Raw genomic sequence first — 16,154 nt, 5'->3', positions numbered from 1 at the left:
CTCAAAAAGCTAGCAAACTGGACATGGAAAGGACCATGTCCAGCGTAAGACAACTGATAAATTTTATCAAAATAAGTGAAAACCCCACTTTTACTTGAAGTAAAGGTGGGGTTTGTCTACGGTCTGAGAACCCCATCTATTGGGGTTCTTTTTGATTAGCTTGAAAGTTGTGTTGGCTCAGGAACATCTTGTGCAGTCATCACACGATGTCCTTTTTCAGGGTCATATTGCCCTTCCCATTTAGACATCACGACAGCTGCAAGTGCATTACCTGTTAAGTTGACAACAGTCCGTGCCATATCCATGATACGGTCAACACCTGCAATAAATGCTAGGCCTTCAGCAGGTACACCGATCGTTCCAAGTGTTGCGAGTAATACGACAAATGAAGTACCAGGAACGGCAGCCATACCTTTTGATGTTACCATCAGCACAAGAACAAGTGTGAGTTGCTGTACGATCGTCAGGTCTATGCCATATACTTGTGCAAGGAAAAGCGCGGCGATGGATTGATATAAGACGGAGCCGTCCAAGTTAAACGTATAGCCGATTGGGATAACGAAAGAAACAATTCCCTTTGGACATCCGATGCGCTCCATTTTATCCATAACTCGTGGTAAAACCGTTTCGGAGCTGGATGTACTAAAAGCAAGAAGCATTTCGTCTTTCATGTAAGCGAGAAATCTGAAAATATTGACGCCAATCATCTTTCCAATAATTCCGAATACAACGATAAGGAAGAGCGCCAGCGCAAAATAAACAAGACCTACGAGCTTACCTAATGAAATTAGAGATTCAAGACCAAATTTTGATACTGTGACACCAATGAGTGCAAAGACACCAAATGGTGCAGCTTTCATTACAACATTAACGACATGGAACATGGCGTGTGATACCCCTTCAAAGAAGGCGAGCACAGGTTTGCCTCTTTCACCGATTGCTGAAACGCCAAGTGCAAATAGAACAGTGAAGAAAATAATTGCAAGCAAATCACCTTCCGCCAGTGATTGGAAGAAGTTCGTCGGAACGATATGAAGGAACGTATCAGCAACTGATTTACTGCTTTGTTCTTTTTCCGTTTCAACATACTGGCTTATATCTTGTTTTTCTGTATGTCCAAAGTCAACGCCCGCTCCTGGGTGAGCGACGTTCGCGAGGACAAGACCGAGGAGGATCGCAAATGTTGTGATAATTTCAAAATAAAGAATGGTTCTAAAACCAAGCTTCCCTACTTTTTTACCATCACCGGCACCTGCAACTCCTAGAATTAAACTAGAAACGACAATCGGGATGACAATCATCTTAATGAGTCTTAAGAAGAAGTCTCCAATTGGCTTTAAATATGTCTCAACACCTGGGTTACCGAAAAAGATTGCACCAACCACGACACCGAGAATGAGACCGATTAGGATTTGAGTAGCTAATCCAAATTTTAATTTTTTCATAGATTTCCTCCCTGACATACTTCATTAAAGGAATATTCCCATCATATTAAGTTTTAATAGATGAATTAAAGTATAACTAAAATTAAAGAAGTCCGTCCACGATTAAATTATATTGAGAAAATACAAAATTATAAGAAAAAATGGATATTTCGACCCCTCTTCCTTCTATAAAGTCAATAAAAAGTGCCTTCAGGCCTAAAATTCATTATATAAAAATACTAAAAAACCCTTTTAGTATCAAGGGTTTTCCCTTTTTACCTATTTTTCAGAAAAAATAAAAAGCACTTTTGACTCCAACCGATAGTTGAGGAAAAAAGTGCCTGTTTATTCAATTTTTATCTATTTAAAATAACTTACTTGTGAGCATTCCTCACATTCATTACCATAACACTCGTGCTGTTCCATTAAGTCATTTCCACATTTTGTGCATTTCTTTGAGGGCAAATTTCTAAAAAACTCAGTGATTTTTCCTAGCATTTGTCATCCTCCAATACATTTTGTTGCTATTATTGTATTATAACAGGTTAATAATTGTCAATCTGTTTTGTAACAACGGGCAAGAAGAATGCTTTTTCCATTAAAAATGGGTATATTGTAAGAAGGGGATTTTTAGAAAAAGGAGGTAAGAATGTCGATGAAATTAACCGTTATTGGATGCTACGGAGGGTTTCCAGCAGTTGGTGAAGCGACGTCAGGCTATCTTTTTGAATCAGATGGTTTTCGGCTCCTTGTAGACTGCGGGAGTAGCGTTCTTTCAAAGCTTCAGCAATACATTGATATAGAAGAATTAGATGCTGTTCTCCTTTCGCATTATCATCACGACCATATTGCAGATATCGGACCTCTTCAATATGCTAAATTGGTGGGGTATCATTTAGGGAAAAGTAGTGGTCCGCTTCCGATCTATGGACATACTGGTGATCCAGAAGCGTTTCTTCGGCTTTCTGATGATGTACATACAAAGGCAAAGCCTTATCATCCGGGAGAATGCCTTCAAATTGGCCCATTTCAAATTGATTTTTTGAAAACGGTTCATCCGGTAGAATGCTATGCCATGAGAATTCATGCTGATGATGCTGTTGTGGTGTATACAGCCGACTCTAGCTATAAGGAAGCATTTATCCCATTTAGCAAGGATGCTGATCTTCTCATTGCCGAAAGCAATTTTTACGCTGGGCAAGACGGATCGAGTGCAGGACATATGAACAGCACTGATGTGGGCAAGATTGCAAATGAAGCAAATGTTGGAGAACTAATGATCACACATCTGCCTCATGTCGGTCGGCATAAAGACCTAGTCAATGAAGCACAGGCGTTATATACTGGCAGTATACAGCTTGCCCATTCAGGGCTTAGATGGAACAAGGGAGGAAGATAGAGTTGCTGTTTATCGATAACGAACAACATGATGATCCAATGATTAATTTGTCAATTGAAGAGTATTGCCTAAAATATTTAGATCCCGAAGAAACGTATTTGCTGTTTTATATTAACCAGCCATCCATTATAATTGGAAAGAACCAAAATACAATAGAAGAAATCAACACAAAATATGTGGAAGACAACGGAATTAAAGTCGTTCGCCGCCTATCAGGCGGTGGTGCAGTTTACCATGACAAAGGAAACTTAAACTTCAGCTTTATCACAAAAGACGATGGGGAAAGCTTCCATAACTTTAAAAAGTTCACAGATCCAGTCATCAAAGCGCTAGAAAAGCTAGGAGTCAAAGCTGAATTAAGCGGCAGAAATGATATCATGGCAGACGGGCGTAAAATTTCTGGGAATGCTCAATTTGCGACGAGAGGACGTATTTTCAGTCATGGCACACTCCTATTTGATTCAGAAATTGAACATGTGGTCTCTGCATTAAATGTTAAAAAAGAAAAGATTGAATCTAAAGGCATTAAATCCATTAGAAGCAGGGTTGCCAATATTAGTGAACTGTTGGATCAAAAGATGACAACTGAAGAATTTAGAAAGATTCTTTTAAGCTACATTTTTGATACGAATGGGGACGTACCTCAATATCAACTGACAGAAAAGGATTGGAAAAACATTCATGACATTTCCCGGGATCGATATCAAAAATGGGAATGGAACTATGGCCGTTCACCTAAGTTTAATTTGCAGCACTCAAAGCGATTCACAGCAGGCTCTATTGATCTACGATTAGAGGTGAAAAAAGGGCTCATTCAGGATTGTAAAATCTTTGGTGACTTCTTTGGCGTTGGGGATATTGTGGATATTGAACAAAGACTCATTGGAAAGCAATATGACCGTAAAACCATTAGCGACGTATTAGAAGATATGGATATGCACCACTATTTTGGCAACGTATCGAAAGAAAACTTTCTTGATTTGATTTATTAAATGATGGATAAGCTCGGCTAGAGATAGCGTTGCTTTTCTATCCAAAGAAATGAAAGCGATTCACATTTGAGCTTGTGGATTTTTTCGATTGTCTATTATAATAGAAAGGAGGAATGTTTGGCCATAAAATGAATGGCTATTCATTCATTGATGATGCATAAGGGGTGGGAGAATGGATTTGATCAAAAATCTTCAACAGACTGCGATGACCAAGGGAGAAAACATCGCACTTATCTTTGAAGGAAACAAGTGGACCTATCGAGAGCTGATGACAAGTGTCGAGCGCTTTGCAGATGGCTTAGTCAACGAAGGATTTCAAGCAGGGGATCATATTGCGCTTATTTTAGGGAATTCACCGCATTTTGTCATTTCTTTTTTTGGAGCATTAAAGGCAGGACTTGTCGTTGTACCCGTCAACCCAACGTACACGCCAAGTGAAATCGGATATATGCTCACCACAGGTGATGTGAAGGGCATAGTTGCGGCACATCAGCTTCTGCCAGTTTACGAACAAGTGTATGAACAGCTTCCTTCCATCGATCGAGTGATCATTTGTGCAGAAAACGAATCTGCGTGCAGATCAAGTATAAAGGAAGTATCTGATCGCCTTGTTTTCTTTGGAAAGCTTGTATCTGGACATGCACCAGAAACAAAACATCCTTCTATTCAACCTGATGATACTGCTGTTATTTTATTTACATCTGGCACTACAGGAAAACCAAAGGGTGCGATGCTCACTCACTTCAATCTTTATTCAAATGCCAGAGACATTACTGAGTATCTATCTATCGGTGAAAAGGACAAGGTGATTGCGGCTTTGCCGATGTTTCATGTATTTTGTTTGACGGTCTGTATGAATGCACCGTTGATTCATGGCGCGACCATTTATGTCCTTCCTCATTTTAGCCCAACAGTGCTATTGCGCATGATGGAAAAAGAAAAACCGACACTATTTGTTGGTGTTCCAACCATGTATAATTATTTATACCGCAAAGAAGGTCATGATGAGGCGATGAAATCAGTGAGAATTTGTATCTCAGGGGGTGCCTCTATGCCCGTTGCCTTACTTTATGGTTTTGAGGAGAAATTTGGTGTGAGAGTGCTGGAGGGTTATGGTCTATCAGAGGCTTCCCCAGTGACTGCATTCAATCCCATTGACGGAAAAAGAAAACCAGGTTCAGTCGGGATCGATATTATGAACGTGAAGAATAAGATCGTGAATGAACTTGGAGACGAAGTCGGTCCGAATGAAGTCGGAGAACTCATTGCAAAAGGGCCAAATATTATGAAAGGCTATTATCAAATGCCAGAAGATACAGAGGCAGCACTGAGGGGCGGCTGGCTGTATACAGGAGATTTGGCCAGAAGAGATGAGGACGGATATATTTATATTGTCGATCGGAAAAAGGATATGATTCTTGTTGGCGGATATAATGTCTATCCAAGAGAAGTAGAAGAAGTTCTTTATCAACATGAAGCTGTAGAAGAAGCCGTCGTCATCGGTGTTCCAGATCCAAACACAGGAGAGGCTGTCGCCTGTTACATTTCCCCTAAGAAACATGCTCACATCAATCAAGATGACATCATTACACATTGTTCACGCTATTTAGCGAAATATAAGCAGCCCCAAACGATCCATTTCATAGATAATATTCCAAAAAACACAACAGGGAAAATTTTAAGAAGAGCGCTAAAGGACAAGTACCAAACAGAAGAAAGCAAATAATGAAAGGGAGTCTCTATGAGGAGGCTCCCTTTTGAAAGGCTTCTTGTAACTGTTACTGAAAAGAATTCGACTGTTTTTGATTCAGTTCTTAATACGTTCATCTACTAAGAAAACGACCTATAATCGGTTGGTTCATAGCTGAAAGGTGGTTTCGATTTTGATACACTTAGTTTCTCCGATTTTTTAGAAGCATCATCATTTTTTTCGCTGAAGCTTTTTAGATGGGGCATGCTATGATGGAGGCACATGAGACAGGTTCTAAACAAAAATATACGGGATTAGAATAGAGGAGAAGGATAGAAAGGAGGCTGACATGTGCGAGTACGTAAATGGGTAGCTCTTGCAACGTTAGCATACATATTGTACGGTCTTTTTATTTATTTTTATTTGTTTATAATGGGTGATTCATCAGTTCCTGAAAGTGTGAAAGGGACAAGTGCAGACCCTCATACCTTTATGACAAGACATGAGCTTGTGATCAGCCAGAATTTCTCAAAAATACGTAACCTGTTGTACTTTATTACAATCCCGTTAGATTGGTATATCTTTTTCCTATTGCTGATTTCAGGGTTTTCACGGAAATTAGCAGACTGGAGCCTTGTAGCTGCTCATTTTCAAATTTTAAGCAAACTTGTCTATGTCTTAATGCTGTCGCTTCTTACCATGCTGGTTTCACTGCCGATCAAATGGATTGGTTATCAGCTGTCCTTACACTATGGTGTGTCAGCTCAAAGCACGGCAAGCTGGTTAAAAGATCAAACTCTTGATTTTTGGATTCAATATCCGATTCTTGTGCTATGTGCCATTGTGTTCTTTTGGTTAATTCAAAAGAAAGGGAAGTTATGGTGGCTGTATGCCTGGTGTTTGACAGTGCCAGTCACACTGTTCCTCTTTTTTATACAGCCAGTCGTTATTGATCCGCTATACAATGATTTTTATCCATTAAAGAATCAAGCACTTGAGAAAAAGATATTAACTCTTGCAGAGGAAGCGCATATCCCCGCAGATCATGTATATGAAGTCAATATGTCTCAGAAAACAAACACGATGAACGCATACGTAACAGGGATCGGTGATAATAAGCGCATTGTCCTTTGGGACACGACGTTGCAGAAGCTGAAAGATCGAGAAATTTTATTTATCATGGCGCATGAAATGGGGCATTACGTCATGAAGCATGTCTATATCGGCCTAGCAGGTTACTTGGTGCTGTCACTTGCTGGATTTTTTGCGATTGACCGCCTTTATTTTTACCTTTATCAAAAGGGTGCTGTTCTATTTCGGCTGAAAGTGCCACACGAGGTCGCTGCACTGCCGCTTCTTTTGATCATTGTATCTATGCTGTCATTTGCTGCTTCCCCTTTTACAAATGCTGTGTCAAGGCATCAAGAAAGGGCAGCTGATGACTATGCAGTGAACCTGACAAAAGATGGGGAGGCAGGGGTGACATCTTTTCAAAAGCTTGCAAAATCTGGACTATCCCAAGTGAATCCGCCGCTTCTAGTGAAAATATTTCGCTATGGACACCCGACAATGATGGAAAGAATCATTGACATGGAAAAGGCATCAAAAAAAGAGGAAACGTCTAAATAGCAATAAACCAATAAAATCCGGCTGGATCAGCCGGATTTTTTGAAACACATAATTAGTTAGAAGCCGCTTGAACGTTAATTAACCCTTTTCCGTAATAGAATGAGTCACCAAGCGGTGTTGCTGTGCTTTCTAAACGCTGACGAACCTGTGAACTTGATAGATTCGGGTTCTTAGAAAGAATAAGCGCTGCTGCTCCTGCTACATGAGGAGAAGCCATGGATGTTCCAGTATAAGATGTATACCCATCGCTTGGTACTGTACTTAAAATGGATGTACCAGGTGCAGAAACATCTAATTCAGGTCCTACGCTAGAAGAGGAGTTTCTTTCATTGTTGTTGTTGACATTGGCAACGGCAATCGTAGAATCATATTTTGCTGGATAGCCAACAGTGCTTGAAGAGCCAGAAGAACCTGAATTACCAGCAGCAACAACAACAACGATTCCGTGATTGTTTGCTGTGTCAACAGCATTTTTAAGCGCTGTGGAACCGCTCGGTCCGCCTAAGCTCATATTGATGACATCCATGTTATTGGCAACGGCCCATTCAATACCGCTAATAATCCAGCTGTATTGTCCACTGCCGTAACGGTCTAACACTTTAACAGCATACAAGGAGGCACTTGGAGCGACACCAAGAACACCAATTGTGTTATCTAGGGCAGCAATAGTTCCGGCTACGTGAGTTCCGTGTGATTGAAAGTCTTCGGTGGCATTTGGCTCTGAAGGGACGAAGCTAGCACCGCCTGCAACATTTAAGTCAGGGTGTGCAGCGTGGATACCAGTATCAAGGACAGCTACTTTGACGTTGGCGCCTTTATAGCCTTGAGTGTGTACATCTGGAGCTTTGATTTGAGGGATACCATAAGGGACGGTTTGTGCATATGCTTCTGCTTTGTGGTCTTCTTCTACATAAGCAATGCTAGGGTCATGTTCAAGTTTTTTGGCGGCTTGTTCGGACATCTTCACTTGTGCAGCATTAATGAGTCGATATTGCTTTTCTAGTTTCCCGCCATTTTGAGTCACCGCATGTTTCTTAGAGCTGTTCGTGGTGGCAGAAGCTTTAAAGCCAACGATATAGCTTTTTTCACTATCTGACTTTGAGACCGTCTCGGCATTTGCCATTGAGCCTCCTAATCCTACTGAAAACAGAAGAGGGACAGCCAATAAAACACTTGTCATCACATTTTTCTTTTTCACGTACGTTCCACTCCCTTTTTTCTTATTTCAGAATAATCATCCGTAGTCTGCAGAATGATTTATTTGATTTATTTGATTTGTTCGATTATTCTGTGTTTTCAGTTTAAAGGGAATGGGCAAAAAAGAGTAGACCTGAATTTTTGTGAAAGTCCTAGTATAAATTAGGTAAATAAGTCGCTTGAAAAACATATTAAATTATGTTTCATTGCGGTTTTCTGTTAAAAAAGAAGGGTGCTTTTTTTCTCATGATCGATTTCAGGACAAACATTCGTTATCCGAAAAGTTATAAAATAGGCAGGAAAGACTATCATCTATTTCAAATTTCGATATAAAAAAATATTATTTTATCATTGTTTCTGATATAAAAAAGAACCTGTTGGTGATAACAGGTTCTTTAAGAAGGTGAAGATGGAGTTAAATGGCTGGCCACGTTGTCATCACGTACCTTCCATTCACCATTTTTCCATTTCACATAATTTAAGCAAGCATTTACACGTCTCGTGTCCCAAAGACCGATAGTTCATCACCAAGGGTGGTGAGTAAGGCATGGACGTCAGCATCACTATCATCGTGTTCAATGAAATCGTCCATGATCATAAGAGGTACATCCACATGTTTTAAAAACAAATAAGTTGTTTCTTTCGCTCTTGATAATGGACTGGAAATGAAGACATCCCAATGGACAAAAGTCCAGTTTGTTCAGCCTGCCACTTACCTGTCTCATTTAAAGGGATATCTGTTCGCCCTTGAATTGTTTCGCTGCATTCCAATCTGTTTCCCCGTGTTTAAATAGGCAAATTGTTTTCAATCAATCCCGCCTTTTCTATCTTTTCTTCTATGATACTAAAGCAGAAGAAGAATGACTGGATTAACGATTTGTCAGACTTGTTAAGGATTCGACAGAGCTGGCAACTTGTGACACTGTTTGTTTGACTTCTTTCAACTCGTTAAGGAACGTTTGGAGATCTATTTCAATTTTTCCGTTTTGGTTTTTGCTTAAGTTCATGCTCCTCACAATATCATCGAAGAGCGAATTGATTTGAGTCATTTTTTCTTTACTGTCTATCACAAGTAAATTCACGTCTGCAATGTGCTGTGACACAATGGCAATTTGAGAATTTGTATTGTTGACAAGCTCTGATACAGTCGAAACCGTTTTCTTGGTATCTTCTGATAATTTACGAACCTCATTTGCGACAACAGCAAAGCCTTTTCCATGTTCACCTGCACGTGCAGATTCGATTGAGGCATTTAAAGATAACAAATTCGTTTGCTCTGCAATGCCTGTGACAATCCCAAAAATTTGTTCAATTTGTTTTGCAATTTCTTCTAAGCGTTTTATTTCCGTTTCGATCTTTGTCATACTGCTATCAATCTGATTCATTTGTGTTTGTTGAATTTCTAATTCTTTTTTACCGCCAATTGATTTTTCCTCAACTTGGGCCGAGATATTCGTTCCAGCCTGTGACATATCCGCCATCTCATCAGATTTTGACACAAGTTTATCCACTGCACTTGTTGTGTTTGAGAAAAGAGAAGCAAGTGAATTGGAGGTTTCTGTAATTTTTGTGTGAAGCTCTTTTTGCTGTACTTCCGCTTCATCACGAATTTTAGAATATTCATTTTGGAATGTATCTAGGACAAGCTGCTGCTCTAAATTTAAAATTTTCGTCGTCGCTTTGATAGCCGTCTGATATTCTTTGAAATCTTGGATATGGTAGGAAAATAATTCCATAATCGATAGCAAAAGGTCTTGGAATGCAGCCATATACCATTTAGGCTGGAGCCCAATCCGTAAATGAGCTTGTGCAATTTTAATTCTTTTTGCCACATAGGCCTCGTCAATCACACCTTCAAACATTTCGCTAATATGGATGCGGAGTGTTTTTTTCAAACGATCGACTGAACTATGATCTTGAATGATATGCATCAAGGAAGACTCTACTTCTAGGTTTTTATAAAATGTATCGACGATTTGTTCAATATCATCTTGAACGATTGGATTCAATTGTTTCAGGATAAAAAGATCTTTCTGAGTCAAATCAATCATTTTAATTTGTTTGGTAATGTCTGTATTCGCCGAAACGTTAATTCTTTTTATCCCATTATCCTGCTGTGTGAAAAAAGCAGTGTTTTTTCTTTTTGTCTCTTTTTTAAATAACAATGTGTTTGTCCCCCCATAACATCACAAATATCAGACTTTATGTTTTTTATCGGATAATATTGGATTTTTTAAAGGGAAACAAGTTAATTTTTACTGTTCTTTATATGACCTTTTTAGTGGTTTTTTTGCTGGACCTTCTACTACTTCTCCAGTTATTGAAAAACGTGAACCGTGACAAGGACAATCCCAAGTACGGTCACTATTATTCCAAGCGACTTCACAACCTAAGTGCGTACATGTTGTATCGACAAGAAAGACATGGCCATTCTCTGATTTAAAGGCACCGCATTTTTTTTGTTCATAAGATACAATGCCGCCTTCTCCTGGCTTTAAATCATCAATTGTTTGATCAGTTTGTTTTAATTTACCACTAATCAGCTTCGCAGCAACATTGGTATTTTCTTTCATAAAATTTTTGACGAATGGGTCAGAAACAAGTCTTGATGGAGTAAAGATTGATTCATAAGGATGAGATTGTCCCTGGATCAAATCACCAATAAGGGTCGCTGCGACATGGCTTGTGGTCATGCCCCATTTTCTAAAGCCTGTAGCAACGAAGATATTCGGATGATTTTTGGTCAGGTGGCCAATGTAAGGAATTTGATCCATTGTGACCAAATCGTGGGTAGACCAACGATAGAGGACTTCCTCTATTCCAAGAGTGTTGTCTCCGAATTTTTCTAGCGCTTCATAGTGAGCAGATTCATCACCGCCTTGTCCAGTTTTATGGCCTTCTCCTCCAATGAGAACTACTTCTTCACCATGGAATTCTGCCGTTCTTAAAGAGTAGGCTGGCTGGTCAATTCCTAAGTACATCCCGTCTGGGAGTGGCTTAGTTGTTTTGGCTGCTACCACATAAGATTGCTCGGGATGAATGCGCGTGAAATAAAGTCCTTTGCCATCATAAAAAGGAAAGTGTGAGCATGAAATGATATAGCGTCCTGTCAGATGATGACCACTTTTTGTGACGACAGCAGCCTGCTCACCTTCTTTGACATCGACTGCAGTTGTCTGTTCAAAAATACGCACACCTCGCTCAATGAGTAACTCGATCAGTGCATTGACATAGTGAAGTGGATGAAATTGTGCCTGCTCTGTCATCCCAAGTGCAGCTTGTATGTCAGCATCGAAAGGCAGCTCTGTTTTCCATTCTCGATCAATGCCTAGCTGTTTGTAGGCATCTAATTCCTTCTTTAACTTTTTTACGCCACTTTCTTGCTTTGTATAAAGATAAGCATTTTTTACCTCTATCTGACAATTGATTTTGTGCTGTTTGACACGTGCTTGAATGAGCTCTTTCGCTTTTTCATTCGCTTCTACATACAAACGGGCTTTTGGCATGCCAATATGCTGAATCAGCTCATGATAGTACACATCGTGCTGTGATGTTACTTTAGCTGTTGTATGTCCGGTCGTTCCTTGAAGCAATCGATCGGCATCGATGATGAGGACATCAAATCCACGTTCCGTCATTTCAAACGCAGTGGCGATACCGGTGATACCGCCACCTACAATAATCACGTCTGCTGTTAGGTCTTCTGTTACAGTAGGAAAAGAGTGCCTCTTATTCTCTGCTAACCATAACGATTTCGCCTGATCCATTCCTTTATGTTCTTGTACCATGTTGTCGCCTCCAGTTTTTTGTTGTGTATAATTTTTCCACGATGCTGAAAATCATACATCCGAAAGGAAACAAGCACATCATACTTAAAAAAATGGCCAACCTATAAAAATATACAAGATAGAAGGAAGGAGTGAACTGACGTGTCAACAAAGCAGCCGAAGAAAACATTGCCGTCTCAACACCAGAATGAACGTCCGGGTCATGAATATATAATGAGTCCTAGACCTATTTTTGATCGAGAGGTGCAGAGCAAAAAGCTAGCTGGAAAAACAGCTATTGTGACAGGTGGAGATAGTGGGATTGGAAGAGCAGTTGCTGTCTTATTTGCAAAAGAAGGAGCCAATGTAGCGATTGTTTACTTAAATGAACATCATGATGCAGAGGAAACGAAGGACGATATTGAAAAAGCGGGAGGCAGTGTCATTATAATTGCAGGTGACTTGGGGGAGGAAGCCTTTTCGAATGAGGTCGTCAAAAAAACAAAAGATGCTTTCGGTTCAATTGATATATTGGTGAACAATGCAGGAGAACAGCACCCACAAAAAAGCATTGAACAGATTACTTCGCATCAGCTTCTTCGGACATTTCAAACAAATATCTTTGCGATGTTTTATTTAACAAAAGCTGTGCTCCCGCATTTAAAGAAAGGGTGCAGTATCATTAATACAACATCCGTCACAGCCTATAAAGGTCATGAAACCTTGATCGATTATTCATCGACAAAAGGCGCAGTCGTAACATTTACAAGATCCTTATCCTTATCTCTTATCAAACAAGGGATCCGGGTCAACGGGGTAGCTCCGGGGCCTATTTGGACACCGCTGATTCCATCCACATTTACAGAAAAGGAAGTTTCTGAATTTGGCGGCGATGTTCCAATGGAAAGACCTGGTGAACCAGTCGAGCTTGCGCCAAGTTATTTATTTTTAGCGAGCGAAGACTCATCTTATATGAATGGGCAAATTCTTCATGTGAATGGTGGAACGATCTTAAATGGATAAACAAAAAACTTGCGGTAAAGAGACGGGTGGGTGTCTCTCTGCCACAAGTAAAATCATGATGATTGATGTAAGCATTGTTTTGTATATTGAGCTGACAAGTCATTGAATCGCTTTTCATCACGTTGATCCAGTGCCTTATCAATCTCTTCTCTAAGGAAGGTTAAGCGCTGTTTATAAAGCGCCTCATCTAAAACCATTTGAATGTAGGTGTCTAAAATGGTGACGCCATTTTCTTCGGTTTTTTGGGTGTTGCGGGACTTCATGAGCTCAGCGTACGTTTTTTTCTCTTTCATAAAGAATCCCCCCGATGCCTTTTTTATAGTATATGAATTGGCAAAGAAAAAATCAACAAGATTTTATAATTTTTAGACAATTTATTTTTGAGCAAATTTGACACCTCTAGTCCAATCGACAGGATGTGATATATCTTTAAAAATTGCTTTTAGATCGATCGATTGTACTAAAAAATATGATAAAAAGATGATTTTAAATAAATTTTGAAAAAATCCTGTCGTTTCTTATACGTTGGTGATAGATTAATAGTAGCTAAATTAACCAAAAATTAACACAGGAGGAAATGAAGTGTCAGGAATTAGTGAAACACCTTTAGATTCATACGTCATCAATCAAACAACGATGGCGATCCTTCCGATAGAAGAAGGAAAGAGAGTATATTCAAAAGTCATTGAAAGAGAAACAAGCTTTTACGTTGAATTAAAGCCGCTGCAAATTATAGAACGTAGCTGCAGATTCTTTGGCTCAAGCTATGCAGGTAGAAAAGCGGGAACATACGAAGTAACAGGTATATCCCACAAGCCTCCAATCGTGATTGATCAATCCAATCATCTGTATTTCTTCCCAACCTATTCATCCAATCGCCCTCAGTGCGGGTGGATCTCCCACAAATACATTCATACCTTCCAAGAATCATCCCTCGGAGACACGGTTGTCATTTTTACAAATGAGCAAACGGTCAAACTTGATGTCTCATATAAATCGTTTGAGAGTCAGGTGCACCGAACAGCGTATCTTCGAACAAAATTCCAAGACCGTCTTGATGGAGGTCTTCCAAAAAAACAAGAATTTATGCTGTATCCAAAAGAGCAACAGCTCAATCTTGTATATGATTTTATTTTAAGAGAACTTCGTAATAGGTATTAGCGAACAACCAGCGGCGAACAGCCGCTGGACTATTCGTATGGTGGATGGAACCCTAGAGGATGTAGCAAAGAAAGCGCAGATGGCAGTTCAGCAAGAAGGGACGTTCTATGCAAGTCATGTGTTTAATCCATATTTTCATGAGGGAACAAAAACGTACACTTACGAGATATGGGAACAGCTCAACAACATGACGGATACCCTGATCATTCCTGTCGGTAATGGTACACTCTTATTAGGTGTCTACCAAGGTTTTGGTGAACTATTAGCGCAAGGTCTCATGACGAATTTTCCAAAAATTGTCGCAGTATAAGCAGAAAACTGTGCCCCTCTTGCACAAGCCTTTCATGAGCAGCGTCTTGAAATAGAGGAGATACAAAATAAAGGAATGATCGCTGAGGGCATTGCGATTGCGGCGCCTGAACGAGCAGAACAAATCCTTCAAGCTATCAAACAGACAAATGGATACATCATGACGGCAAACGAGCAAGAGATTAAAGAGGCACACACAGCACTTACAGCAAAAGGGTTTTATGTTGAACCAACAACAGCCGCCAATTATGCTGCCTATTTGAAGCATCAAAAAGCGACGACACAAGAACGGATTGTGCTGCCACTATGCGGAGCAGGATTAAAATCAGTGTAAACCAAAGTAGGTTACAAGTTGACCATTCATCTAAAGGACAAACTCACAACATTTACTGAGCACTGGCGAAGGTTATTGCCGAAATGAATGATGTGTGGATTTAATGCAAAGTGAAAAGGCGCCGAAAGGGGTCTTTTTCTTATTTTAAAAAAAGTCATCAAAATAAAATGAGCTGAAACCAAATACGTATCCGCTGTCGTCTATTGACTGTATCAGAATGATCTTAAAATGAAAAAAGGAACTATAAACCATTAAATTTGTTTCATTCATTTATTACAAATAACAGAAGTGAAACGGGCTGTCTGCTACAATAATAAAAAGAAGTCATGTCTTGCAAAGTGTTCGTATGAGGTAAAAGATAATAATCAAATTGACCGATATGAACGAATGGGAATAAGAAATGGAGGCTCTGTATGAAAAAACGATGGCATTTGATGCTGTTATTCACAATGACATTATTAGCAGCCTGCAATCAAACATGTCAGTCGCCTTCAAAACAAGAGATAAAAGAAGCTACGTATGAACAATGGGTTCAGCATTATATGGATGAGTTAAATGAAGCATATGAAAAAATGACAGACCAATTTATTTCAGATGGGCATGGGAGGATTCAAGCCAACAAAAAATTGGCAAAAGCGACAAAAGCATTTGATCGTGTGATTCAAAAAGGACTTGCTCATCATGAAGTCCCAGTTGCGTACAAACAGGCTGACAAACAATTAAAGACAGGCCTTGTTTCATTTGAAAAAGGGATTGGCAAGGTGGAGCAGTTGTTGAAGCATCCCGATCAAGAAAAGCTGTTTATTTCAGCTACCAATCATTTACAAGAAGGATTGCAAGAGACAGCCGCGTTTATTGAAAAAGTAGGTCACATTCAGAAATCATGAAAAAAAGCTTGGAAGGGTGGGACTGACCCCCTAAGATGAGACAAATAAAAAACACCTTCAAGTTTGAAAACGGACCGTTGTGATCCGAAATAAAACATGGAGGTGTTTTTTCTATGGGGACAAGAGTGAGTTATCCAGTTGAAGTCAAACAGAAGGCTGTAGAAATGAGATTGGCAGGTGTACCTATGAAAGAGATCATGCAGGAATTGAATATCAAGAATAAGACGCAGGTTCAGACATGGGTGAGGTGGCATAAGGCTGGGGATACACACAGGTTCGAACAGCCTGTTGGAAAACAATATATCTATGGAAAGGGTCCCGAGTACTCTTCCGAATTAGAGA

General features: G+C 39.7%; 16 protein-coding genes and 2 pseudogenes. 9 read left to right on the top strand and 9 right to left on the bottom strand.

Annotated elements, in window-relative coordinates; all coding sequences use genetic code 11:
* Positions 1–155 precede the first annotated feature (155 nt).
* Together WAX46_RS14100 and yhfH are read right to left on the bottom strand one after the other, a co-directional pair.
* Positions 156–1,445, bottom strand: coding sequence for a cation:dicarboxylate symporter family transporter (locus tag WAX46_RS14100; protein WP_226567147.1), 1,290 nt, complete (start codon positions 1,443–1,445; stop codon positions 156–158).
* A 339-nt stretch (positions 1,446–1,784) separates the two neighbouring features.
* On the bottom strand, positions 1,785–1,922 hold the full coding sequence (yhfH, locus tag WAX46_RS14095; RefSeq protein ID WP_226567148.1) for a protein YhfH: 138 nt from the start codon (positions 1,920–1,922) through the stop codon (positions 1,785–1,787).
* A 157-nt stretch (positions 1,923–2,079) separates the two neighbouring features.
* On the opposite strand from yhfH, the gene WAX46_RS14090 reads away from it, so the two are divergent.
* From WAX46_RS14090 to WAX46_RS14075, 4 genes are all read left to right on the top strand, one after another.
* On the top strand, positions 2,080–2,823 hold the full coding sequence (locus WAX46_RS14090; protein WP_336494230.1) for an MBL fold metallo-hydrolase: 744 nt from the start codon (positions 2,080–2,082) through the stop codon (positions 2,821–2,823).
* A gap of 2 nt (positions 2,824–2,825) precedes the next feature.
* Positions 2,826–3,815 (top strand): lipoate--protein ligase, encoded by a 990-nt coding sequence (locus WAX46_RS14085; RefSeq protein WP_336494229.1) that lies wholly within the window; start codon positions 2,826–2,828, stop codon positions 3,813–3,815.
* Between the two features lie 172 nt (positions 3,816–3,987).
* Positions 3,988–5,541 (top strand): fatty acid--CoA ligase family protein, encoded by a 1,554-nt coding sequence (locus tag WAX46_RS14080; RefSeq protein ID WP_226567150.1) that lies wholly within the window; start codon positions 3,988–3,990, stop codon positions 5,539–5,541.
* A gap of 315 nt (positions 5,542–5,856) precedes the next feature.
* Positions 5,857–7,134, top strand: a complete 1,278-nt coding sequence (locus tag WAX46_RS14075; protein WP_226567151.1) for a M48 family metallopeptidase — start codon at positions 5,857–5,859, stop codon at positions 7,132–7,134.
* Between the two features lie 52 nt (positions 7,135–7,186).
* On the opposite strand, the gene WAX46_RS14070 is transcribed toward WAX46_RS14075, so the two are convergent.
* The 6 genes and pseudogenes from WAX46_RS14070 to WAX46_RS14050 all read right to left on the bottom strand — a co-directional run bounded on the left by WAX46_RS14070 (position 7,187) and on the right by WAX46_RS14050 (position 12,119).
* Positions 7,187–8,332, bottom strand: coding sequence for a serine alkaline protease SapB (locus WAX46_RS14070; protein ID WP_226567152.1), 1,146 nt, complete (start codon positions 8,330–8,332; stop codon positions 7,187–7,189).
* Between the two features lie 489 nt (positions 8,333–8,821).
* Positions 8,822–8,998, bottom strand: coding sequence for a histidine phosphatase family protein (locus WAX46_RS14065; RefSeq protein ID WP_226567165.1), 177 nt, complete (start codon positions 8,996–8,998; stop codon positions 8,822–8,824).
* A complete protein-coding gene (locus tag WAX46_RS14060) occupies positions 8,950–9,102 on the bottom strand; it encodes a histidine phosphatase family protein (protein ID WP_226567153.1) in 153 nt (50 codons plus the stop codon). Before WAX46_RS14060 ends, WAX46_RS14065 begins: the two co-directional genes overlap by 49 nt.
* A 98-nt stretch (positions 9,103–9,200) precedes the next feature.
* Positions 9,201–9,716 carry a methyl-accepting chemotaxis protein gene (locus WAX46_RS15960; protein ID WP_442895677.1) on the bottom strand — a complete coding sequence of 172 codons (516 nt, stop codon included), beginning with the start codon at positions 9,714–9,716 and terminating at the stop codon, positions 9,201–9,203.
* Positions 9,717–9,956: 240 nt separating this feature from the next.
* Positions 9,957–10,496 (bottom strand): annotated as a pseudogene (locus WAX46_RS15955) (protoglobin family protein); the annotation flags it as partial.
* Positions 10,497–10,586: 90 nt separating this feature from the next.
* Complete coding sequence (locus WAX46_RS14050) at positions 10,587–12,119, bottom strand: FAD-dependent oxidoreductase (RefSeq protein ID WP_226567155.1); 1,533 nt, start codon at positions 12,117–12,119, stop codon at positions 10,587–10,589.
* A gap of 141 nt (positions 12,120–12,260) precedes the next feature.
* Here WAX46_RS14050 and WAX46_RS14045 point away from each other — a divergent pair, with 141 nt between their 5' ends.
* Positions 12,261–13,121: an SDR family oxidoreductase gene (locus WAX46_RS14045; protein WP_226567156.1), complete on the top strand. Its 861-nt coding sequence runs from the start codon at positions 12,261–12,263 to the stop codon at positions 13,119–13,121.
* 53 nt (positions 13,122–13,174) lie between these two features.
* Here WAX46_RS14045 and WAX46_RS14040 read toward each other — a convergent pair whose 3' ends face one another.
* Positions 13,175–13,414: an IDEAL domain-containing protein gene (locus WAX46_RS14040; RefSeq protein ID WP_226567157.1), complete on the bottom strand. Its 240-nt coding sequence runs from the start codon at positions 13,412–13,414 to the stop codon at positions 13,175–13,177.
* 289 nt (positions 13,415–13,703) lie between these two features.
* On the opposite strand from WAX46_RS14040, the gene WAX46_RS14035 reads away from it, so the two are divergent.
* The 4 genes and pseudogenes from WAX46_RS14035 to WAX46_RS14020 form a co-directional block, all read left to right on the top strand.
* Positions 13,704–14,282 carry a competence protein ComK gene (locus tag WAX46_RS14035; protein WP_226567158.1) on the top strand — a complete coding sequence of 193 codons (579 nt, stop codon included), beginning with the start codon at positions 13,704–13,706 and terminating at the stop codon, positions 14,280–14,282.
* A gap of 37 nt (positions 14,283–14,319) precedes the next feature.
* A pseudogene (locus tag WAX46_RS14030) lies at positions 14,320–14,925 on the top strand (pyridoxal-phosphate dependent enzyme).
* Positions 14,926–15,338: 413 nt separating this feature from the next.
* Positions 15,339–15,812, top strand: a complete 474-nt coding sequence (locus WAX46_RS14025; protein WP_226567159.1) for a hypothetical protein — start codon at positions 15,339–15,341, stop codon at positions 15,810–15,812.
* A 113-nt stretch (positions 15,813–15,925) separates the two neighbouring features.
* A partial coding sequence (locus tag WAX46_RS14020; protein WP_336493650.1) for a helix-turn-helix domain-containing protein occupies positions 15,926–16,154 on the top strand: 229 nt, incomplete at its 3' end.

This window comes from Bacillus sp. FJAT-53060 (assembly GCF_037104745.1).
GTDB classification, from domain to species: domain Bacteria; phylum Bacillota; class Bacilli; order Bacillales; family Bacillaceae; genus Bacillus; species Bacillus stratosphericus_B.
This window is presented reverse-complemented; position numbering and strand designations above follow the sequence as displayed.

Bases quoted from the DNA above. Each gene is read 5' to 3' on its own strand.
- WAX46_RS14100 (WP_226567147.1), bottom strand. From the start codon at position 1,445: ATGAAAAAATTAAAATTTGGATTAGCTACTCAAATCCTAATCGGTCTC.
- yhfH (WP_226567148.1), bottom strand. From the start codon at position 1,922: ATGCTAGGAAAAATCACTGAGTTTTTTAGAAATTTGCCCTCAAAGAAA.
- WAX46_RS14090 (WP_336494230.1), top strand. From the start codon at position 2,080: ATGAAATTAACCGTTATTGGATGCTACGGAGGGTTTCCAGCAGTTGGT.
- WAX46_RS14080 (WP_226567150.1), top strand. From the start codon at position 3,988: ATGGATTTGATCAAAAATCTTCAACAGACTGCGATGACCAAGGGAGAA.
- WAX46_RS15960 (WP_442895677.1), bottom strand. From the start codon at position 9,716: ATGAATCAGATTGATAGCAGTATGACAAAGATCGAAACGGAAATAAAA.
- WAX46_RS14050 (WP_226567155.1), bottom strand. From the start codon at position 12,119: ATGGTACAAGAACATAAAGGAATGGATCAGGCGAAATCGTTATGGTTA.
- WAX46_RS14040 (WP_226567157.1), bottom strand. From the start codon at position 13,414: ATGAAAGAGAAAAAAACGTACGCTGAGCTCATGAAGTCCCGCAACACC.
- WAX46_RS14025 (WP_226567159.1), top strand. From the start codon at position 15,339: ATGAAAAAACGATGGCATTTGATGCTGTTATTCACAATGACATTATTA.